Source organism: Spiroplasma chinense (assembly GCF_008086545.1).
Taxonomy (GTDB): Bacteria; Bacillota_I; Bacilli_A; order Mycoplasmatales; family Mycoplasmataceae; genus Spiroplasma_A; species Spiroplasma_A chinense.
In genome coordinates this window covers 153,452-176,332 of sequence record NZ_CP043026.1, presented here as the reverse complement: position 1 = coordinate 176,332, position 22,881 = coordinate 153,452, and the positions used below count along the sequence as shown (strand labels likewise).

Below are 22,881 nucleotides of genomic sequence, written 5' to 3'. Positions count from 1 at the left end.
TTTTATTCTCCTATCATTTCTATGAATTGACTTTCATCAATAACATTAATTCCAAGTTTGTTTGCTTTTTCTAATTTACTTCCAGCCTCTACTCCAGCTAAAACAAAATCTGTTTTCTTACTTACTGAATCTATAACTTTAGCTCCATACTCTTCTAAAATGTTTTTAAAATAATTTCTTGGTTTTGAAAGTGTTCCGGTAATAACAAAACTTTTATCTGTAACTTTTTCATTAAACTTGGAACCAATATTTCCAAGGTAGTCCATTGTGAGTCCACAATTTTTTAAATTTTCTAAAAGTAAAATATTTTCTTTTACATTAAATCAATCTACAACCGATTGAGCTACTGTTGGACCAATGTCATGTATTGCTTCTAGTTTTTCAAATTCAATATCAGAAAGTTTTTGAATTGATTTAAAGTTAGTCATTAATAATTGTGCAGTTTTTTTACCAACATGTCTAATACCTAATCCAAAGAAAAGTTTTTCAACCGAATTTTGTTTTGATTTTTCAATTGCCTCTAACATGTTGTCAACAGACTTAACTCCCATTTTATCCAAATTAATTAATTCTTGTTTATGGTTTTTTAAATTATAAATATCTAAAATATTTTTTACCAAATTATTTTCATAAAGTTTTTCAATAATCTTTATACTCAAACCTTCTATGTTCATAGCATCTCTTGAAACAAAATGTTCAAGTGATCTAATTATTTTTCTCGGACAAGAAAAGTTTATACAGTACTGATCAACTTCACCAACACTTCTTTCAAGTTCAGTATTACATTCTGGACAAAACTTTTCTTCTTCTCAAACTTTTAAGTTATTGTAAAGTTCATCAACAATTGGTTCTACTATTTCGGGAATAATATCTCCCGCTTTTTTAACTTTAACAACTCCACCAATTCTGATATCTTTTTGTTTTATAAAATCAGAGTTGTGAAGAGTTGCAGCTTGTACGGTTGTACCTGCAAGTTGTACTGGTTCAAGTGCAGCGTTGTAAGTGATACGACCTGTTCTTCCAACTGTTGGGAAAATATTTAACAGTTTAGTTTGTTTGATTTCTGCGGGAAACTTATATGCTATTGCTCATTTAGGAGACTTTGCTGTGTAACCAACTTTTTCATACAAATCAAATTCATTTATTTTTATAACTACTCCATCGATTTCATAATCCAAATTACTTCTTTGAGAACTTATAAATTCAATATGTTCAATTACTTGTTCAATGTCTGTACAAAGTTTTCCTAAGTTATTAACTTTAAATTTTAGATCTTCTAAATACTTTAAAGAATCACTATGGGTTGAAATTTTTTCTCTATCCATAAAGTAATAAAGGAATGCATCTAAATTTCTTGCGGCTGCAACGTTTGAATCTAATTGTCTTAAAGTTCCTGCAGCTGCATTTCTTGGATTTGCAAATAAAGGTTCTTCATCAAGTTGTCTCTTTAAATTAATTTTTTCAAATTCAGGTTTAGAAAGAAATACTTCTCCTCTAATTTCTACATAATCATCTTTGTCAGAGATTGTTAACGGAATGCTTTTTATAGTTCTTACATTTGAAGTTACATCTTCACCAAAAATTCCATCACCTCTTGTGACACCTTTAATTAATTTTCCTCTTTCATAGATTAATGAAATTGAAAGTCCATCAATTTTTGGTTCAACATAAAAACTGTAATTTTTATGTTCAGTCTCTTTGAAAATTTGTTTATCAAAATCTCTTAAATCTTTTTCATTAAAAGCATTTGCCAAACTCAACATTTGTGTTCTGTGTTTATATTTTTCAAACTTATCTAACACAATTCCCCCAACTCTTTGTGAAGGAGAATCACTTGTAATTAATTCTGGATTTTGATTTTCCAGTTCAATAAGTTCTTTGAGTAACTTATCATATTCAGCATCATCCACCACTGGATTATCCAAAACATAATAAGCATAACCTCACTCATTTAACTGCTCTTTAATTTTGTTTATTTTTTCTAAAACTAAATTCATAATTTACTCCTTATACTATAAGTATGCTGGGTTTTCTATAAACCTTAACTTTTTCAGTTTTCTTATAATTAATTTTATTAAATCCTCAATACAATAAAACATTTATAGCTAATGTACCTTGGATGATCATTATAATACCGTTTGATTGTGTCATCATTGGGTAAATAATATTTATGAACTTTACAACAATTGGATTATAAAATGTTAAGTAACTAATCAATAATAAGTCCACTATTCCAGTTAAAACATTTGTTTGAAATCTGTTTCTAATAAAGATTCAAACAAAACTTATAGCAAGTATAGCCATAGATAGCATAAAAGTAATTCAATATCTTGAAAGTTCATTTCTAAATACTGCTGTTCAAACATATAAAAAGTTAAGATATGTATCTTCTGGGTTTACAAATGATTCATTTGAAGCTAAAGTAAGTCCAAGAGAAATAATCATAAAAGCCATAGGTAACAGCAATGTTACAAAATTAATTCTTTGGTCAACAAAAGTTTCAAACTTAATAACAACCGAATAACTTCTTGTCATTAAATAAGCAACAATTATTAAGAATAAAAGTAACGCTCCAAACAATATTGTTTGTAAGTAAAATTTTAAAATAATATTAAAGAAGAAAAGATCCACTAACGCAAATAATGACATTTTTAAAATGTCCTTTGTAAAGTTAATTGTATATCTTCTTTGAATTACAAATAATAGTCCATAAAGCAAGAATAAAACTTGGTATGCACTATCTCATGAAAAGGCAATATATCCACCAATTACTAAGCCAACAAAAGTTGGATCATTTCTTTCTCTAAACCCTTGAGATGTGTATCTTAAAATAATAATTATTGAATACATAATCAAGTAAATAAAGAAAATATCACCAGTTCATAAAGAATAGTTAAAGTCTTGCAAAATAACTTTTGTTCCAACAAAAGTTATTAAACTTAAAAATAACAAAGTATATTTTGCTCAAGTATTTTCAACTTTTCTAAATGAATCATACATGTAGACAAATATTGAAGCTGCTACAAATGAGTCAATTATAAAGATAAATGGAATAATTACATCTTGGTATTGAAAACTTTGAGCTCCAGCCAACATAACTATTGAAAGTTGGAAAGTATATCAACCTTGAAATGGTTTAAATCCTAAAACATTATACATTGATGATGCATTAAAGAAAGAAACAGGGTTATCCTTAAGTCAAAACATAATTGAAATTGTGTTTTTATGTCTTGAAAAAGAACCGTCACTTATAAATTTATAAACCACGTAATTCATTATCAAGAAAATCAATGCCACAACTAAATAAATCAATGAACTAATTGATATGAATGTTGTTGAAAGTCAGTATTTTGCAAAAACACAACAAAACAACAAATACACAATAGTAATTCCTCATAGGTAATAAACAAAGAAAAAGTAAGGAAGAACTGATATAAGTTGTAAAGGTAAAGTAAAAATAGAAATAAATGTAAAATACACAAAAAATCCAGCTGCAATAGTTGCAAAATGGTTTTTCATCTTAAATTTTAATAATTCCATCATTATTGCCCCAGATGTATAAAACATAAACAAGGCTAGGACTGCAAATAAAACGGGAACCATAATAGATATATTTGTCATTTATTTCACCACTTTTTATTATATCATTGTTTGAATTTGATAATGACTTAGTTGAAATATGATAGTTTAAACATATTTAACTGCAGTTTTATACCTTTAGTTTAAATCAAGATTGGGATTATCGCTTATATAAGACACTATTTCACTATCAGAATAAATTTGTTTTAGTTCAAAAACTTGTTTATTATTTAGAAAAGTTCAAGCATTTATAGGTTTCTTTAAAGATCTAATCTTTTTGGTTTTATTTTTGTTTAATAATATATAAATTGGAGCATGTAAATAGTCAAATTTCTTTAATCTTCATTTATTTATAAATATGATTCTTTTAAACAAATAACCTTTTTTAAAGCCCTTTTCTAAATTTGAGATAAACTTCAATTCTTTTAAACCAAAAGATGAAATTATTATTTCAGCTTTTGTCATACTTTTAAGTTTAAATATACTCTCTTTAATGATTTCAAAATCACTTTTACTGTATTTATCTTGTTTTATTTCAACATTTATCAATTCAAATTTATCAGATAATTGTTGACCAAATTCTTCAACAAACAAAGGAGGTAAGTAATCTGGATTTTTCTTAAAAAAATCCAGATTTTTAATTTCCTGATAGGTTAATTTTCTTACTTTTTTATTACAATTCCCTATTCTTTTAAAGTCATCATCATGAAAAATAATGACTTTTTTATCCTTTGTTAATCTGATATCAAATTCTACACCTTTGCAAAAATTTAAAGCATTTTTAAAATCTGCCATTCTATTTTCTTTGTTACCTTTTCTAAAACCTCTATGTGCTATTAACATTTTTATACCTTTTCTTTCTAATTTATATTATTTTATCAAATGTGGTAGACCACCACACTTTTGATTAATTTAAAAATTCTGCTTTAAAGCAGAATTTAACAATTAAATAAAGGCTGCTCCAATTACTAAACCAGCTAAAATAGGTCCAACAACAGGTATTCAACTGTATTTTCAATCAGATTTTCCTTTACCTTTAATTGGTAACAATTGGTGAACTATTCTTGGTATTAAATCTCTTACAGGATTTATTGCATAACCTGTAGTTCCTCCAAGTGAAAGACCAATTGCAATCACACAAACACCAACAATAATTGGTCCCATTCAATCACTTTGACCAAATCAATTTCTTGTAGCCATAATTGTTGCTATTAAAACAGCTGTTGCTATGAACTCACAAAATACATTAACAAATGCATTTCTGTGAGTTGGAATAGTTGCGTGCATTGCCAAAACATTATTTTTCTCGTCACTTGATAGAGTATCGTTTATGTGTTTAACATAAAAAATATCTACAATTATTTGCCCTATAATAGCTCCACAAACTTGTCCCAATAAAATTAGAGGAAGAGCTGAAAAAGGACCTATATTTTGTTTTCATCCAGAAATCAACATTGCAATTGTTACAGCAGGATTTAAATGAGCAACACCTCCAAGCGCACTTGAAATAGTTGCACCAACCGTTACTGCAAAACCTCACCCAGCACTAATTGCAATTCATCCACTGTTATTACCTTTTGTGCCTTTTAAAACAATATTTGCAACAACACCATTCCCTAACACAATTAATATCATAGTACCCAGTAACTCTGTACTGAAATATGTTAATCAATTATCCATTATTTGTCTCCTTATTTAAATCTTTTTTTAATTTTGTCCTTTTACAGATTGTTGTAATTCTTTTCCTCATTTTTGCATAGAGAATAGCACATTTTCAAGTGATTTTCCAAATTCTGTTAAACTATATTCTACATGTATAGGTTTCTTAGATAAAACCTCTCTGTAAACAACTCCATTTGCTTCAAGTTTTTTTAAATTTGAAGTTAAAACTTTTTGGGTTATTCCATTTATTGATTTCTTTAATTCACTATGTCTTTTTGGACTCTTTAAAAGTTCTCTTATTATTAAAACTACTCACTTATTTCCCAAAACATTTAAAGTAGTTTCAACAGGACACTCACTTATTAATTCAAATCTCATACAAAACTTTCTCCTCTATTTTTTTGTAATATATAGGCACTTTAAAGTACCTTATTGAAGTTCTTTTTATATCCCTTATTATAACATTAAGGAGGTTACAAAAATGAAAGACGCAAAAAATGCAATTGTATTTTCTGATCTAACAAAACATGAATGATCAGAATATTTAGATGCTTTGTCTCAAGGTAAAACACTTTTAATGTCTTTTGAAAATGGAGAAAAAATGAAAAACTCTATTGAAAAAGGATATATAGATGCACTTCAAGCAAACTTAGAAATTGTAGAAGAAGGTTCAAATCTTGGGGTTTGTGGTTGTGGAAAAACCGCAAACACAAAAGCTCTAGTTTGAAGAGACTAAAAAAGCAAATCATCGAACAGGTGATTTGCTTTTTTTAATATTTTTAGATCAATGAATCCATTTTTTTGTTTAATTTTATGTTTTCATTTTCCAAATGAAGATTTTTTTTCTTAAGAACTTTGTTTTCATTTTCTAAATGAATGTTCTTTTCGGTCAGAATATCAACTTTTTTGTTTAACTTTTTGTTTTCATTTTCTAAATGAATGTTCTTTTCGGTCAGAATATCAATTTTTTTGTTTAACTTTTTGTTTTCTTTTTCTAAATGAATGTTCCTTTCGGTAAGGATATCAACTTTTTTGTTTAACTCTTTGTTTTCTTTTTCCAAAACATCAAGTTTCTCATTAATTTTGCAAATCAATTCCTTAAGTGCTGCATTTTCGGCTCTAAGATCGATTATTTCTTGTGCTTGGACAGCAAGAGCTTCTTTTACTCTTTTGCTACATGCATCATTATTAAATTTATATTGATTTAATGCTTTTTTTCCTACATCTACCATTTTATCAAACCTATCCTCTTCTTTTATACTCATTACCTCTATGGCATCATCGTATGCCATATCAATTATATCACACCCTCTTGGATTAATAACCTCATTCACGATTTCTATTTTTTTGTCATCTCTTACAACTAAATAATAAAAGACTAATCCATATTTTTTCATATTTTTTTCCTCCTATTATAACTATCGTCATCGTTTCAGAAAAAATGTACAAAAAAAAGGAAATTAACTTCCTTTTATTACATAAACTTTATCATTTTTTTGTTCAACTTTAACTTCAACAGTATCAAGTGATAAATGAGCTGCCGCAGATTCTTCTGCAATATTTATTAATGCTTGTGATAATTGGTTTGACTTGTCTGTTGTGATTTCATCCACATCAATTCCATATTCTTCAAAGCGTTTTCTTCTTGCTTCTTCAGATTTCTTGTTCACAATTTTATTAATAATTGGTATATTTTTCATAATACCATTCATCATTTTTGGTGAAAATAAGTAGGCAAATAGAATCAATACTAATCCACTAATTGCAATTATTGCAAAGAACAATCCAATCAATGGAGCAACCACTGCATTTTCATTAATAGATTTTGTTGCAGTTAATTCAATATTTAATTTTTTTGTAATATAGAATATATTAAACAAACTCATAAATAATGCTGGCGCCAACAAAATCATAAAGTTGTTTGCAGCATGTTTGAATGTAGAGTTATATGTTGCATATTTTCAAACATAAACTCATAAGTAACAATATCTAATTACTAAGAATATTAATTTGAAACCATACATAGCCACGATTCCACTTACTAAACTTCATTCAACTCCACCAACTCCAGCTACTCTACAAATAAAGGTTGCTAGAGTTCCAACAATTATATAGGTAACTCCTAAATAATTTTGTCATTTTGAAACTTCCCCATATCTTCCTTTTGCATGAATTAAAGTTATTTGTGCTTCACACAAAATAATTAAAGCAGTTGAACCTGCATATAATATTGAAAAGTAAGGTGAAAAGAACATAAATTCTAAAACATTTCTGTCAGCTTCAGAAGTTGATGCTAAATTATTTATTGCAAGATCTCCATAAAGAGCACTTACAAAGTAAGGTGAAAGAATTGACATATTTATAAAAGTAAATCCTGCCACTAAGTATGTATATAATTCATACTTAGCATAACTTTCTCACTGAATTCTTCCTCTTTTTGCAACCAATGCTACAAAGAATTCTCTAAATGATGTGATAAAGTTTGTCATAATCAAACGAGTATTTACAGCAATTACAAGATAAAGAGATAATGTTGATGAAACACTAAGTCCTAAAATAATAGATGCAATTAAAACGTCAGTATTTACTAATATTGAAGTACCAATTGATGAGAATGATATTTTCTTTTTAGTTGTCACCAATCTAAAACTATTAAATTCTTTGTAATATTTCAATCATAAATATTTTCTTTTCACATACAACATTATCAATAATCCTTTAATTGGACTGTAAAGTAACATTGAAAGGAATGGAATTACTGGACTTACATCTAAACTTAGCAAGTAGAATAATAAACCATAAACAAAAATATCTGTAAATAAAATAACTATTCTTCTAATTGTATTCTTGTTATCTGCTGCAATTATATTTTCATATACACTAAACCAAAATGCTGCTAAAAAGTTTTTCAAACCAAAGGCTAGAGAAACCCCCATTAGGACTCAGTATCCCGCAAGTTCTCCTTCGGTTCCTAAACTAATACCAATATTTTTTCAACTATCTGCTTCAAATAAACCTGTATTACTTGTACCCGCGTAAAGTGGGTATGCAAGACTTGTAAGTAAAACTAAAGTTAAACCTACGTATGATGCTTTTCTGTAATTTTTCTTTGAAGTTGAATAAATTTCATTTGCAGTTATTCAGTCATTTTGAACAATTGGTTTAACTAATAATATTGTTGTCGCCAACCCCAAAGCTCCGTCAGCTGTTGCAATTAAAGCTGAAAATGAACTTACAAGGCGAACGTACCCGTTAAACTCTGATCCAAATTTTTCCAAAACTCAGTAAATAGTTAAGAATTGGATTAAGGCATTAAAAAGGGAAATTATAGTTCCCACAATTGTACTAAATATACCTTGTCTTGTAGACACCATAATGTTCCCCCTTCATATGCTATATATTTTAACATTTTTAAAAGGAATTTGTTGATACAAATTCTCTATCATTTAGATATTCTAAATGATTAGAAAAGTTCCTAAATATTAATTTATAAGCTACTAATGCAATTGATTTATTTTGATTTCTTTGTCCACCATATCTAAAATCATCAACTATTGGACAATTGTAATACATCATAATCGCTCTGATTTGATGTTTTCTACCTGAAAGTAATTGAATTTCTAAAATGTTATCTTTTTTGTCATATCATTTATGAATTTGACTACATTCTTTGTATCTTTTCTTTTCTTCAAGTCTAAAGTCTGCTAATTGACTTTCTGGATTGTAATCTATGTAACCTTCAATTAAACCTTCAGGTACTAGATTGTCTTCCAATTGAGCCATATAATATTTCTCAATATTTTCTTTATTTTTTATAGCTTCAAGCAACACATCAAGTGTTGCTTTATTTTTAGCATAAATTACAAGACCGCTTGTAAGTTTGTCTAATCTATGAACATGACTTATTACAAATGAAGTTTCAAGTTCTGGGTCATATTGTTTTGAAGATATTAAATAACTTCTAACTTTTGCATCTAAATTTTCATTAATCGGTGAGTGAATTTCTAAATTTGCAGGTTTATCTGCAATTAAAATATTTTCATCCTCATAAATTACTTTTAAATCCGAAAAATCCACAACTGTAGAGTCAACTCTTTTTACTGCACTTGCAGAGTCATAAACTTTTACTTCATCTCCTGCTTTTAAAACTATTTTTTGATCTTTAATTCTTTTATCATTAATTTTGATTTTATTTGTTCTAAATCATTTATAAATAACAGATAAACTAGTCTGTTTAAAATTTTTCTTTATATAATTAAATATAGTTTGATTCTCATCATTATGAGTTACTTTTAAAATTGTCATGTTCTAATTCTTTCTATACACTTAATGGAATAAACATAAGTGCAAATGATACTGCATTATTTAATAAATGCACCATTCAAGTATGTGTTAGGTTTCCTTTTGAAAATAAAAATACTCCCCCTAACACAAATCCTGCACTTGTATATGAAAGTGCATGTTCAAAATCTCCTGTTGTTCCATAATGTAGGAACCCAAACATTATTGAACTTGTTACAAATGCTAATCATTTGTTTGATACAGCTGTAAATCAACTATTTCTAAATACAAACTCTTCTAAAAGAGGTCCTAAAGCAACTGCGTAAATAAATAACAACATTGCATAAATCACTTTTACTATAGTTGAAGCATTTGCGTCAGACAAAGGCCCATATAGATTTTGTTGATTTTGAGATTGTTCATTAATTTTAAATATTATTTTTTCAAACACTATACCAAATAGTAAATTTGAAACTGAAAATAAAATTATAAAACCAATAATTGCAGTAACTAACAATGATTTCCAGTGTAATTTAAATGTTTCTCTTATTCTAAAGAAAATAACTTTATCCAATTTATACATTAATGCAAGTATTGTTGCTGCATTAGCAATCGAAATAACCATCATTGTAAAATCTTGTCCATATCCATTTTCTAAACCTGGTATAGCTGCTAAAATAATTCCTGCCACAATTGAAAGGGCTAAAGGTAATGCTGAATATACAAAAAATCAAGCTCTTCCACTTCTTCAAAATCCTTTTGGATCTCTTTGTCATAAAACTACCATACCAATTAAAGCACAAACTATTTGTAGCAATTGAACTGTTAACTGAGCTCCTTGACTACCAGATAAACCAAAAAACAATTTTGCAAGAATAGATATAAATAAAGGTGCTATTAAACAGGCTGATAAATAAATCATTCCATCAGTTTTTCATTCAACAGAGGTGTAATTAAAATCATATTTTGTATGATAGTATTTATCTAATTTTGTTCATCCTTTTGTTGGGGTTCCATCAAAATCTTTGAACCATTTCTTTTCTTTTTCCATATAATCACCTTATTTAATTTTACTTGAATAAAAAATAAAAAAATGTTTAATAATAAACATTTTTTAAAATCTAGCTAACTTTTGCTACTAAATCCCCTTTAGAAACTTTACCTGTTTTTAAAATTTCGATTTTTCTACCACTCATTGAGTCTGTTGTAAAAATTAAAGGTGTTTGCATTGCAGGAACTTTTTTAGATACCTCTTCTAAATCAACTACTACAAGTGTGTCTCCTTGATTTACAGATTCGTTTTGTTTTACTTTAACATCAAATCCTTCTCCATCAAGAGTAACTGTATCTAAACCAATGTGTAGTAAAATTTCAACTCCACATTTACTTCTGATTCCAAAAGCATGTCCTGAAGGGAAAACAGTTACAAGTTTTCCACTGATTGGAGCTACAAATTCTCCATTAGCAGGTTCAAACGCTAAACCTTCTCCTAACATCCCTTCTGCAAAGACTTCGTCTTTAACACTTGTCAAATCGATTATTTCACCATCAACTGGTGCATAGATTTCTAAATTTTTATTTTTTGTGAATAATCCCATTCGATAATCCTCCTATACATAGTAATTTTAACCTATTTCTTTGTTTTTTTTAGAAAATGTTCTAAATACCTACATAAATATTGCTATTTTATAATAATAAACAAAAAATCTCTTGTGAGATTTTTTGTTTATTTTGTACTCATTAAATTATGTACTAATTCTAAAACTTGTTCTGTTGTTTCACACTCAAGTGCTTTGTTTGCTAATTCTTGAGTTTCTGCAAGAGTTAATTTTGCCATAATACTTCTAGCTTTTAAAATACTTGTTGCAGACATTGAGTAAGCATCTAACCCCAATCCCATTAATAATGGAATTGCATCTGGTTCTCCAGCCATTTCTCCACACATTCCAGCTCATTTACCGTGTTTATGTGCACCATCAATTGTCATTTTTAATAATCTTAAAATTGAAGGATTGTATGGTTGGTATAAGTAACTTACATTTTCACTCATTCTGTCAGCTGCCATTGTGTATTGAATCAAGTCATTTGTTCCAACACTAAAGAAGTCAGCGTGTTTTGCAAAGTTTTCAGCATTAACTGCTGCTGCAGGAATTTCTACCATCATACCGATTTCCAAATCAGCTCCAACAGCAACTCCTTCTTTTTCAAGTTCTGCTTTACAATCTAAAGTAAATTGTTTTGCAGCTTTAAATTCATCAACAGTTGCTATCATTGGGAACATAATTCCTACTGGTCCAAAAGCACTTGCTCTTAGTAAAGCTCTAATTTGATCTTTAAAGATATCTTTTCTATCCATTGTAAAACGAATAGCTCTATATCCTAAGAATGGGTTCATTTCTTCTGGGAAAGCAAAATATGATAATTTTTTGTCTCCACCAATATCTAAAGTTCTAATAACTGTAAGTTTTCCACCCATGTCTTGAACTACTTGTTTGTATGCTGCGAATTGTTCTTCTTCTGTTGGGAAGTGGTCATTATCCATGTAAAGGAATTCTGATCTAAATAGACCAACTCCTTCTCCACCATTTTCTAAAACTCCAGCGACATCTTTTGGACTTCCAATATTACCTTCTAAGATAAATTTGTCATATCCGTCTTTTGTTACAGTTGATTTATTTCTAAATTCTTCTAATAAAGCTTTTTCAGCTTTAAATTCTTCAGCTTTTTTGTTTCAAACATCTTTATTTTCAGGATTAATTTCAACTTCTCCAGTTGCTCCATCAATTGCTAAAACATCATTTTCTTTTACTGATGAAAGAATTGTTTTTAATCCTAAAACTGCAGGGATTTCTAAACTTCTTGCCATAATTGCAGCATGACTTGTTCTTCCCCCAACATTACATGCAAAACCTTTTGCAAATTTTGGATTTAATTGTGCTGTTTGAGAAGGTGTTAAATCTTCTGCTACTATAATTACCTCTTCACTAATTGTTGCAAGATCTGCTACAGGTAATTTTAATACGTATCTAATAAGTCTTTCTGTAACATCTTTTACATCAGCTGCTCTTTCTTTGAAGTAATCATCATCCATTGCACCAAACATTTCAATGTATTTGTTTGCAACTTCACTAATTGCTTTTGCTCCATTATAGTTATTATCTTTAATTAGAGCTGTAAATTCTTCTGCCATTGCTGGGTCTTGAAGAATTGAAGCATGAGCTTCAAAAATAGCTGCTTTTTCTTCCCCTAATTTTTCTCTTGCAATAACTTGTAGATTTTCTAAGTCAGTCTTTGCTTTTTCAATTGAAGCATTTACATTTGCAAGTTCTGCTTCAATATCACTGGCTTTGTTATCTGGAATTACGATTGGTTGTTCATCTAAAATATAAACTTTTGCCACTGCAATTCCGTTACTTGCACCAGTACCATTAATTTTAATTGACATGTTAACACATTCCTCCTAAGTCTTAATCACAATTATTATACACAAAATTAGCATTAATACTTGGTGTTTCTCATTATTTAGTTTTACAAACTTTTTTTCTACCCTTTAAAACAAAAAAACTCAACCAAGTTGAGTTTTAGTGTTTTATTAAATTCTTGCGTTTTTGCTATATAGTAAGTAAATTAGGTAAGTGAATCCAGCTGCAACTAGTATATACATAAATATTGCTAGTTGAATATTGAATCCAAAAGTTGTACTTACACTATTTTCTTTAAACATAGGCCCAGTTTCTACATCAATTAAACCATTTACACCAGCAGCTGATGTAATTGCTTTGTTAGAATACTTAGCAAGAGCTTGAATGTTTCTAAGTTTTGAAGTTGACCCTCTAGTTTCAAGACCAACCCCTCCATCATCAACAAAAGCATCTCCTACATTAGTACTTAATGCAGATCCTGTATACATCATATAGAAATGCATAAAGATATTTGCCATTTTTTTGTTAGTTGAATGTGATTGTAATTCTTCCATTTTTTCGTACATAGCTTTACTTGAAAGTGAAGAAGAACTCCCTCAACCATCTGAAAAAATACTTTCATCAATATAGTTAATGCTGTATGAATTTAATCAACTTTGTAGAATCACACTATTTAATACCATATATTCAGGATATCTAAAGTAAATTTCAAATTGTCTAGTGTTGTCAACTGTAGCATTTGAAGGTTGGGCAACTGTATTACCATAATTTGAAACATCAAATTTTTCAAACATTCCTCTATTTGAATAACCATAAATATCATTTGCAAAGAATAATTCATGGTATTTGTCATAACTTTTACCAATAAAGTTAAACAATGTTTTGTATTCAGGTAATTTTTTTGCAAATCAATTTGTCATGTCGCTAACTTTATAAGATTTCATAGCTCCAGTTGAAATAGCACCTTCAACAAATGGACCAGATATATAATCAGGTCTATGCATTGTTGGACGATCATTTGTTTCCATAAGTTCATCCACTTTATTGTACATATCTGTTAATAATTTGTTTATTGCAAGCCCCTCTAAAGGAGTTCTTTGTACAGTTCCTTCAATTAAATTAGTATTAAAGTCTGTTCTTGAATCAATGTTAAATTGACCTAAGTAAATTGCTCTTTTTAGAGTTGCCATAGCATTACTGCTTTGATCTGGTTTTTCTCAATCGTTATTTTTTGAAGAAGAATTGAAATCTAAATTTGATAATTCAAAAGAATCAAAAAAGTTTTCTTCAATAGCATATGCAATATCTGATATTTTATCGTCAAATATTTTGCCAGATGCTTCCTCTTTGCTTACTGTATTGTAGAAATCTTGTAAATACATAGCTCCAAACTTGAGTTTATTACTATTTGTTAACTGTTCTGATATTCTGTAATCTTGTTGTGAAATTAAAGTTACTAAACCATTAATCATTGGAGTAATTGCCATAATTGCTCCACAAAAGATTCCTAAGAATGTTCCCATTGCAAGAGAGCAAATTAATGCTATTAATCCTGCAACTGGGAATCAAAATATCGGTAAGATAAAGAAGAAAATTACAGGTCCATATAAGAACATAGCTCTTGAAAAGACAGCTGTTTCAAATCCAGTTGTAAATACCATTGCTAAAATAAAATTAATTAATACATAAAATCATGAAACTATCAAGAATGTTGTATATCTAATTAAGAATGTTTTTCAAAGCGGTACTCCTGCTCTAGTTTCAATTTTGGTTATACCTTCAATCATTGGCGTTTTTATCAAGTTCATAACTACAACTGTTAAAAATACCACAAAGAAGAATACTGCCAAAATGTAACCTACAAGCAACATCAATCTTGAAAAATCTTCACCAGCGATATCTAATTTTGCTGGCACTATAATAAATACTAAAGCAATAATTATATAAACAATTCCTGTTCCTATAATTGCTTTTGATGAGAAACTTTTTTTAATGTTAATTCAAAGAAGTAATCATACACCATTAAATTTTGGTAATGTCAATTTGATATCTTTAATACTTCTTTTCTTTTTCATTTTTTCGGGACTTACGATTGGGTTATTCATAGAATTTAGTTCCATTATTTAACCTCCTCAATTGGTCTGTAGATTTCTCTCATAAGTTCCATATTGTCAGTTTTTTCGCTCATCACTTGTTTGTAAATATTTGCTATACTTTCAGTTTGATTATTGAAATCGTTTTCAAAAACGATTTCACCATTTTTAATTAATACTAAGTAGTTAGCAATTTCTTGTAACTCTTCTAAAATATGACTTGTTATTAAAATTGTTACTCCAATATTTGAAAGTTCATGCAAGATGTTCATAAATGAAAGTTTTGCTTCAACGTCTACATTGGCTGTTGGTTCATCAAAAACTATAAACTCAGGTGATCTTACAAGAACACTTGCCATAATAGCTCTTTTCTTTCAACCAGCAGATAAACTACCAATTTTTTTGTTAACATATTTTTCAAGGTCTAACATTGCATAAACATCTTTAGCCCTTGTATCTGCATCTTTCTTATTCATTCCGTTTACCGCACAAATGTATGACACATATTCTTTTAATGTCATAGACATTGGCACGTTATTTGAATCTGGAAAGAATGCTATTTTTTGTAAATTGTTGTTTTCTAAAATATTTTCTCCGTTAATTAATATTTCTCCGCTATCTAATTTTAATTCTCCAAACAAAGCCTTAATAGTTGTAGTTTTACCAGCACCGTTATCACCAACGAAAGCAACAACAGAACCTTTTTTAATTGTAAAACTTACTTGATTTAGAAAGAAACCTCTTAAGTCTCTTGTTATTTTTTTAATCTCTATCATTTTAACTATTCCCTTCTAAATTTTAGACTTTCTCTCATAAATTAGATATGCAAGATAAGCAAGTGGAGATGATATTAATAGGTACACAAAGAACGCTAAAGGAATAATAAAACTATTTGAATATTTTAGTTTTCTACCTTCTAAAAATAATTTTTGTTCCTTTGTGACATCTTGTTTTGTTAAGAAATCTTGTTCAAAATTAAATATATTTTTTACATATACTAATCTTCCTTGGTAAATAATTGCTGTTCCAACTCCATTGTAAATATCATTTGTAAATGGATCTGACAACACTCCTGATGACATTGCACCAAAGTGTCTAAAGATATCAGTTGTTAAAGCTTTACTTCTATTTGTTGCATTAAAGTAACCATAAATATCACTTAAAACTTCTGAATTTGAACTTGTTGGTGCAAATGTTAAGCTAAATGATTCTAATCATAAATTAATAATTAAATTATTAATTATAGTAAGTTCTGGTACATTGTAATATAGTTCTGCAATCTCATAGTTTTTATCTTCAATTTCTTTGTTACTTGTATATTTAAAATCAGGTTCTTCCATACCAACTTGATTTATTCTATCCATTAATTGTTTTACTGTGATTGAACTTGAATCGCCATATCCTGAATCTAAAGTTAAATCAGGAGTGTAAAAATCTTCTGCATCGTATTTTGTACTTGTAATTCATTCAATTTTTAAAGGTTCTGCAAATATTGTTTCACCAGTAGTTGTATTTCAAATTTGTTCATAACGATTGTAGATTGTAAGGATTGAATTTAAGTAAGTTCTGTACTCTGGTATTTCTCTTGAAATACTGTTAATTACATTACTTATGTTCATTCTACTAAATTGATTTGGATAACTTGTAAAGTATCCAGGTGATTGATATGCAAACATTTTTGAAACAGTTCCTCTATTTGAAGTTCCGTTAGTATCTGCATAAACATCATAGGCAGCATCATAAATTTTTTCTAGAACTACTTTTAATTGTGTTCCTTCTAATAAATTTGGTACTGTATACGTTGGGTTAACTTTTTCTTCATCATTTTTAGGTGTTAGTTGAATATTTGAATAGTCATAATTTCATTGACCCATTTTAAATGTTTTTGCAACTAAACGTCCCATAATCGCTTCTGAAAGAATCCCTTCATAACCTCTAGATATTTTGTTTGAATCGCCTTCATAATTTATATAAGGCAATCCTAGTTTATCTCTCATGATATTATCGTCTTTATAGTAATCTAAGTTTTTTTGGAAACTTGTAATAATTTGTGATTTTCCATCAACTAATTTATCAGTATATAAATCTTTAATATCTTCACTTGAATTACCCGCTACTAAATCAGTGTAATCTTTAAGTGCTTTTACTTTTAAACCATAGTTTGTTGTTTTTGCATCGCCATCTGCTATCATGTACTTAATTGAAGCAAATAACGGTGATAAGGCAACAACGAACATAAACACAGTTGTTAATAAAGTTGCAACAACTGTTTTACTTCCTGTAAATAAAAATGTAATTATTAATATTGATACTATTGATAAAAATATTAAATAACATACTTGTGAATAACCAAAGGCTACCATAAGTTCTGTTGTAACTGGTGATACTAGGTGTAAAAAGAATACAACCATAAGCACAAATGCATTAGCAATAAGAGATATAGTAAGTAATACTAACAATCTTATTGAAAAAGATTTTGAAGCTCTAAAACCAGCTCTTAATTCGATTGAGTGAATTCCATCATTCACTTGTCTTTTAAATAAATATATTGATCCAACCATAACTAAAAATATAGTTGTTGCAGATCCAAATACATAGAAAAACATTCTATATACATAAAGTGAATCAGATTGACCTAGTCCTAAGAAAGTTTCTACTGCTAGGGTCAATGCACAAGTTATCACATGCAAAATAATTCCAATTATAATTCCTGGATTTTTTAATGATAATTTTAAATTTATATTAAATATAATTCTAAAATTACGCTCTCCAGTATTACTTTTAACTTTTTTAATTTTTTCAGCTTGCATTATTGCATTCTCTTTTCTCTATATAATTTTTGCAATAAACTTAAGTCTTTAATTGGATTTTTCATGTGTTGTCTGTAAACGTCCATTATTTTTTCTGTTTTGTTATCAAAATCTTGAGCGTAAACTATTTCTCCTTTTTTAATTAGGACAAGATAGTTTGCAATTTCTTGTAACTCCTCAATAATGTGACTTGTTATAAGTATTGTTATTCCTTGTTTTACAAGTAAATGTAAAATACTCATAAAATGTAATTTTGAATCAACATCTACGTTAGCTGTTGGTTCATCAAAAATAATGTATTCTGGTGTTCTAACCAAAACACTTGCCATAATAGCTTTTTTCTTTCATCCTGATGAAAGTTCTTTAATTTTCTTGTTTTTGTAAGGTCTTAGTTCCAACAGTTTATAAACATTGTCAATTATTTTATTTGCATCGTCAGTGTTTATTCCCCCAGCTGCGCAAATGTAAAGCAAATAATCGTGTACTTTTATGTTCATTGGAACATTGTTTGAGTCAGGAAAAAAAGCAACTCTTTGTAAATTGTTGTGTGCAAATAAATTGTCACCATCAATTAAAACTTCACCACTGTCAAGTTTTAATTCGCCAAATAAAGCTTTGATGGTTGTAGTTTTTCCAGCACCATTATCACCAACGAAAGCAACAACAGCACCTTTTTTTATTTCGAAACTAACATCTTTAAGTCCAAAGTTACCAAGTTTCCTTGATATTTTTTTAATCTCTATCATTTTATTTATTCCCTTTCCTAGAAGATTTTACCAATTTTAGAGATAAAAAGCAAAAATTAATATGGACTTAACCTCAATGGTTACTGATAAAAAAACAAAACTTTTAGAGTTTTGTTTTTCCTATACTTCTATTTCACTAATATCTTCTGTTGTATATTCTACTTTACAAAAGAACTTAATTTTATCCAAATCTATTCCTAATTTTTTCATTTCTTTTTTTTCGATTAAATATAAAACCGATATAAAACCTACTGAAAAAATAGGAATTCAAAAAAATATTAGCAATAAGACCAACGATGTCATGCTTGATCTAACTTTTTTGACATATGAAAATATCGGTTGTAAAGCAAGTTTGTTTCTTGCAGATCATGCAAAAATAACAAGTCCCATTATATTGCTTGAAAAAGTAATATAAATATTAGCATCTCTATCAAAGAAATACTCAAATAAAATTCAACCCACCAAAAAACTATCCATTACTAATGATATTAAGAGATTTTCTTTTATTTTAATCTCATTTTTTCTCATATATGTATCTTTCATAACGATTAAAAAGTTTCCATTTTAGCGTATGTAAGTGATGCAACTTTCAAAAACGCTTTATCTTTAATTTTCTGGTTATTATTTACTGGGTCCTTAATAAAAATATTTTTTTCACTTCATAACTTATTTTTACTTATAATTCTATTTGTAAACATCCTAAAACTACTTGAAATTCAGGTCAAGACTCTTCATGTACTTAATAATTTTTTCATTTTTTCATCCTTTCACTTTCAAAATCATATTATTCCTTTAAAAGAAAAAATCAATCTATTTACAAGGATTTAACAGAATCCTTTAAGCTGCAAACTACTAAGAAATTCAACTTTTTTAGTCAAAAAATTAATTAAACTTTTTAATTAATAATCTATTAATAAAAACAGATATAAATAAAACTAAAAAAAACGACCTAGTCGTTCTTAAAAAATATGCCAATTAGATAATTGAGTTGTCTTTCATTGCTTGTTCAATTGCTGCAACAGCTTCTTTTTCGTCATCACCGTTTGCTTCAATTGTAACTTCTGCTCCAGACTTAACTGCCAATGCCATTACGTTCATAATTGACTTTAAGTTTCCTTCTTTTTCTCCACAAATAATTTTAATTTCTGAAGTAAATTTTGAAGCCTCTTTTGTAAGAACTGATGCAGGTCTAGCGTGTAAACCAACTGGATCAGTTACTTTTGCTGTAAATGAAGTCATCTTGAATTCCTCCTATCACTTATATTATATATATTAATTTATGAAATGCTTATTCAAATTTATTTTATAAATTGCTAAAAATAGCGTTTTTAAGTAAAATTTTTTAATATTTAGTCATTTAAATACTTTTTTAACATTTTAAAAGCAACCCGATGTTGCTTTTAAAATGTTAATCTACAGTTTTTTTTGAATATTTATAAGTAACTTCTAATTTACCTTTTAAAAGCACACTTTTTGGTTTTTCTAAAATCTCAAGACTAGCTTTTGTTTCACTGGGTGTTTCAGAAAATTTAATATATTCATTTGCTCTTACTTCATAAGTATATTCATTGCTGAAACCAAAGTTTGGTAGTTCTTCAAAATATTCAGTTTCTTTATTTACTATGTTAATTTGATGAATTAATTCTTCTAGCGATGGAAGATCATCTTTACCTTGGAATTCTCCTAGTTCTGAAATTTTGATTTTTTCAGAAAGTTCTATATTTGGAGCCTTACCAGTATTTATATCTCCAAAGCAAGAAACTGAATAACTTGTTAAACTCAATACAGATATTGACGAAAATACAGTTAATAATTTTTTCATATTTTATCCCCTTTTATCTTTCTCTAAAAGCATATCAAAAACTCTTAATATTAATTTTTTTTGATATATAGTTATTTTAATTTAAAATACGCCTGGGAGCAATAAATAAAACCTTTAATTTAGTAAAAAAGTTTTACTCCTATTTTCAATTTATGTTTGACTTTTAGATTGAAATTGTTATCTTATTTGAATTTCATGTAAAAGTTTTGCATATCTAAACAAAAAAAATAGTAATTGTTAAATTACTATTTTTTCTTTCAAGCACCTGAGTTAATTGGTATGGATTTAGTACCAAATGCAGGGTTTTTAAATGCCACTGAAATATATTTGTCCAGTATTTTAGTTACAACACCTTCTCCAAACATCATATGTTCTACTATATCACCTGTCAAAACACCTGAATCTAGTTTTTCAGGTTTTATGTCCATAACTCCTGATGAATATTTTTGACTAGACATCTCTGTTGGTGAGTGAAAGAATATGTTTTTTTCTAATTCATAAAGATTTGGGTCTAATTCAGAAATGAATTTACTTGGTCCTAAATTACCATTAGACATAAATGAATATTCCCCAGATACATAACTTATAAATAACATCTCTTCAGCTCTTGTAACAGCTACATAAAATGCTCTTCTTTCTTCTTCCAGAGAATCTGTAGACATAAAGCTCATTTTTGAAGGGAACACATCTTGACATAACCCAACAACAAAGACAACTTTATTTTCCAGTCCTTTTGCTGAGTGAATTGTCAATAAAGTAACCTTGTTTGGTACTTCACTATTTGTTTCACTTACAATTAAACTTTCGTCTTGTAGGAATTTTACAAGTCTATTTGTATCATTTTCTTCTTGATCATATGCTATATCATATTGACTCATTTGGTCGTAATACGCTTGAAGGTTTTGTTTTGTTTCAATACCTTCTTTTTCTTTAATGTTGATTCTATCTTCATAACCAACTTTATTTACAAGTAATCTACAAATATCTACAAGTTTTTCATTTTTTAAAAACATTTCATTTGCTTGTCTTAAAGCATTTGAAAGTGAAGTTAAGTTTTTAGAAACACTCATAACTTCATTTTCACAATTTACTAATAAGTCAAACATGTTTACACCCATGTTATGAGCAAGTTCAAATAACCTTTGTTCAGTTACAGCTCCAACTTTTGGAATGAAACCAAAAATTCTCTCAAAAGCTAAATCATCTTTAATTGCAACAGCTCTTAAAAGCGAAGTTACATCTTTAATAACCTTACGGTCTCTAAATTGTAATCCTCCAATCATTTGAAAAGGAATTTTAGAGTTTGCAAACTCTTTTTCAAACTCTAATGACCAAGCATTTGTTCTATACAAAACAAAAATGTCACTATAGTTGTAATTTTGTTTTTCGACTAATTCTTTAATTTTTAAAGCTACATATTTAGCTTCAAAATTTCTTGAGTTTGCCTCTTTTAGAGAAACTTTTTCACCTTCAAGTTTTTCAGTAAAGATGTCTTTCTTTTCTCTATTTTTATTATTATCAATAAAGTTATTTGCTAAATCTAAAATAGGTTTTGTAGAACGATAGTTTTGAGTTAACATTACCGTTCTTGCATTTTTAAATTCTTTTTCAAAGTTTAAAATAATATTTACTTTAGCTCCTCTCCAAGAATAAATAGTTTGGTCAGGATCTCCAACAACTGTCAAACAACCCCTGTTATTTGTAAGTCATTTAATTAAATCGAATTGAGTATCATTTGTATCTTGAAACTCATCTACCATAATATAATCGAATCTAGAAATTCATTTATTTCTAACTTCAATTACATTTTTAAATAATTGGTGAACTTTCAAAATTAAATCATCAAAGTCAACAAAACCTCTTTCTTCAAGGTATGCAATATAATCTCTATAAACTTTTGCAAATTTTTTATCAACTGGAGAATAAGATTCTTGTTCAGCTTCTTGTCAAGTCATAAATTTTGATTTTCAACCACTAATTTTTGAAATGATTTTTTTCTCTGGTTTATTTTTAGTATCATCCATATTAAGATTTTTAAGAATTTTTCTTACAATTTTTGTTTGGTCTGTTGTATCAATGATTGTAAAATCTTGTCTTAGATTTGCGTGTGCAAAATCTTCTCTTAACACTCTTACACAAAATGAGTGAAAAGTCATAATGAAAGGAGTTCTATAAGCACCATTAGAATTCTTTTGAATTCTATCTTTCATTTCATTTGCAGCTTTATTTGTAAAAGTAACTGCTAAAACTTTATTAGGATTGTATCCTTCTTTTTCAATTAAATAGGCAATTTTAGTTGTAATTACTTTTGTTTTACCACTACCAGCACCAGCTATAATTCTTAACGGTACATCAGTTGTAATTACACTATCAACTTGTCTATCATTTAATCCATGTAATAAATCGCTCAAAACTTTTTCTCCTTATATAACTTATTAATAATAACAATATTATTGCTTTAAAAAA

The 22,881-nt window shown here is 28.1% G+C and carries 21 protein-coding genes; 1 reads left to right on the top strand and 20 read right to left on the bottom strand.

Annotated elements, in window-relative coordinates; genetic code table 4:
* Positions 1–2: 2 nt before the first annotated feature.
* From ligA to SCHIN_RS00805, 5 genes are all read right to left on the bottom strand, one after another.
* Entirely contained in the window at positions 3–1,997 is a 1,995-nt protein-coding gene (ligA, locus tag SCHIN_RS00825) for an NAD-dependent DNA ligase LigA (RefSeq protein WP_166507754.1), read from the bottom strand.
* A 10-nt stretch (positions 1,998–2,007) separates the two neighbouring features.
* On the bottom strand, positions 2,008–3,621 hold the full coding sequence (locus SCHIN_RS00820; RefSeq protein ID WP_166507753.1) for a hypothetical protein: 1,614 nt from the start codon (positions 3,619–3,621) through the stop codon (positions 2,008–2,010).
* Between the two features lie 96 nt (positions 3,622–3,717).
* Complete coding sequence (locus SCHIN_RS00815) at positions 3,718–4,422, bottom strand: glycerophosphodiester phosphodiesterase family protein (protein WP_166507752.1); 705 nt, start codon at positions 4,420–4,422, stop codon at positions 3,718–3,720.
* Positions 4,423–4,524: 102 nt separating this feature from the next.
* Entirely contained in the window at positions 4,525–5,259 is a 735-nt protein-coding gene (locus SCHIN_RS00810; protein ID WP_166507751.1) for an MIP/aquaporin family protein, read from the bottom strand.
* A gap of 27 nt (positions 5,260–5,286) precedes the next feature.
* Positions 5,287–5,619 carry a winged helix-turn-helix transcriptional regulator gene (locus SCHIN_RS00805; protein ID WP_166507750.1) on the bottom strand — a complete coding sequence of 111 codons (333 nt, stop codon included), beginning with the start codon at positions 5,617–5,619 and terminating at the stop codon, positions 5,287–5,289.
* A 103-nt stretch (positions 5,620–5,722) separates the two neighbouring features.
* Between SCHIN_RS00805 and SCHIN_RS00800 the strand changes: the two genes are divergently transcribed.
* Positions 5,723–5,977 carry a hypothetical protein gene (locus tag SCHIN_RS00800; protein WP_166507749.1) on the top strand — a complete coding sequence of 85 codons (255 nt, stop codon included), beginning with the start codon at positions 5,723–5,725 and terminating at the stop codon, positions 5,975–5,977.
* 43 nt (positions 5,978–6,020) lie between these two features.
* Here the strand turns inward: SCHIN_RS00800 and SCHIN_RS00795 are convergent, their stop codons facing one another.
* The 15 genes from SCHIN_RS00795 to SCHIN_RS00725 form a co-directional block, all read right to left on the bottom strand.
* Complete coding sequence (locus SCHIN_RS00795) at positions 6,021–6,638, bottom strand: hypothetical protein (RefSeq protein ID WP_166507748.1); 618 nt, start codon at positions 6,636–6,638, stop codon at positions 6,021–6,023.
* A 63-nt stretch (positions 6,639–6,701) separates the two neighbouring features.
* On the bottom strand, positions 6,702–8,615 hold the full coding sequence (locus SCHIN_RS00790; RefSeq protein WP_166507747.1) for a hypothetical protein: 1,914 nt from the start codon (positions 8,613–8,615) through the stop codon (positions 6,702–6,704).
* Between the two features lie 37 nt (positions 8,616–8,652).
* A complete protein-coding gene (locus SCHIN_RS00785; protein WP_166507746.1) occupies positions 8,653–9,546 on the bottom strand; it encodes a pseudouridine synthase in 894 nt (297 codons plus the stop codon).
* A 13-nt stretch (positions 9,547–9,559) separates the two neighbouring features.
* Positions 9,560–10,573: a CPBP family intramembrane glutamic endopeptidase gene (locus SCHIN_RS00780; RefSeq protein ID WP_166507745.1), complete on the bottom strand. Its 1,014-nt coding sequence runs from the start codon at positions 10,571–10,573 to the stop codon at positions 9,560–9,562.
* A 70-nt stretch (positions 10,574–10,643) separates the two neighbouring features.
* On the bottom strand, positions 10,644–11,120 hold the full coding sequence (locus SCHIN_RS00775) for a PTS sugar transporter subunit IIA (RefSeq protein WP_166507744.1): 477 nt from the start codon (positions 11,118–11,120) through the stop codon (positions 10,644–10,646).
* 128 nt (positions 11,121–11,248) lie between these two features.
* Positions 11,249–12,967: a phosphoenolpyruvate--protein phosphotransferase gene (gene ptsP, locus SCHIN_RS00770; protein ID WP_166507743.1), complete on the bottom strand. Its 1,719-nt coding sequence runs from the start codon at positions 12,965–12,967 to the stop codon at positions 11,249–11,251.
* 147 nt (positions 12,968–13,114) lie between these two features.
* Positions 13,115–15,064 carry a hypothetical protein gene (locus SCHIN_RS00765; RefSeq protein WP_166507742.1) on the bottom strand — a complete coding sequence of 650 codons (1,950 nt, stop codon included), beginning with the start codon at positions 15,062–15,064 and terminating at the stop codon, positions 13,115–13,117.
* Positions 15,064–15,813: an ABC transporter ATP-binding protein gene (locus SCHIN_RS00760; RefSeq protein ID WP_166507741.1), complete on the bottom strand. Its 750-nt coding sequence runs from the start codon at positions 15,811–15,813 to the stop codon at positions 15,064–15,066. The genes SCHIN_RS00765 and SCHIN_RS00760 overlap by 1 nt, the downstream gene beginning before the upstream one ends.
* Before the next feature lie 15 nt (positions 15,814–15,828).
* On the bottom strand, positions 15,829–17,847 hold the full coding sequence (locus SCHIN_RS00755; RefSeq protein ID WP_166507740.1) for a hypothetical protein: 2,019 nt from the start codon (positions 17,845–17,847) through the stop codon (positions 15,829–15,831).
* Positions 17,847–18,593: an ABC transporter ATP-binding protein gene (locus tag SCHIN_RS00750; RefSeq protein ID WP_166507739.1), complete on the bottom strand. Its 747-nt coding sequence runs from the start codon at positions 18,591–18,593 to the stop codon at positions 17,847–17,849. Before SCHIN_RS00750 ends, SCHIN_RS00755 begins: the two co-directional genes overlap by 1 nt.
* A gap of 120 nt (positions 18,594–18,713) precedes the next feature.
* A complete protein-coding gene (locus tag SCHIN_RS00745) occupies positions 18,714–19,121 on the bottom strand; it encodes a hypothetical protein (RefSeq protein ID WP_166507738.1) in 408 nt (135 codons plus the stop codon).
* Between the two features lie 20 nt (positions 19,122–19,141).
* Positions 19,142–19,348: a hypothetical protein gene (locus SCHIN_RS00740; RefSeq protein ID WP_166507737.1), complete on the bottom strand. Its 207-nt coding sequence runs from the start codon at positions 19,346–19,348 to the stop codon at positions 19,142–19,144.
* Between the two features lie 220 nt (positions 19,349–19,568).
* On the bottom strand, positions 19,569–19,832 hold the full coding sequence (locus tag SCHIN_RS00735) for an HPr family phosphocarrier protein (RefSeq protein ID WP_166507736.1): 264 nt from the start codon (positions 19,830–19,832) through the stop codon (positions 19,569–19,571).
* A gap of 169 nt (positions 19,833–20,001) precedes the next feature.
* Entirely contained in the window at positions 20,002–20,415 is a 414-nt protein-coding gene (locus SCHIN_RS00730; protein ID WP_166507735.1) for a hypothetical protein, read from the bottom strand.
* 245 nt (positions 20,416–20,660) lie between these two features.
* Positions 20,661–22,826: an ATP-dependent helicase gene (locus tag SCHIN_RS00725; RefSeq protein ID WP_166507734.1), complete on the bottom strand. Its 2,166-nt coding sequence runs from the start codon at positions 22,824–22,826 to the stop codon at positions 20,661–20,663.
* Positions 22,827–22,881 lie beyond the last annotated feature (55 nt).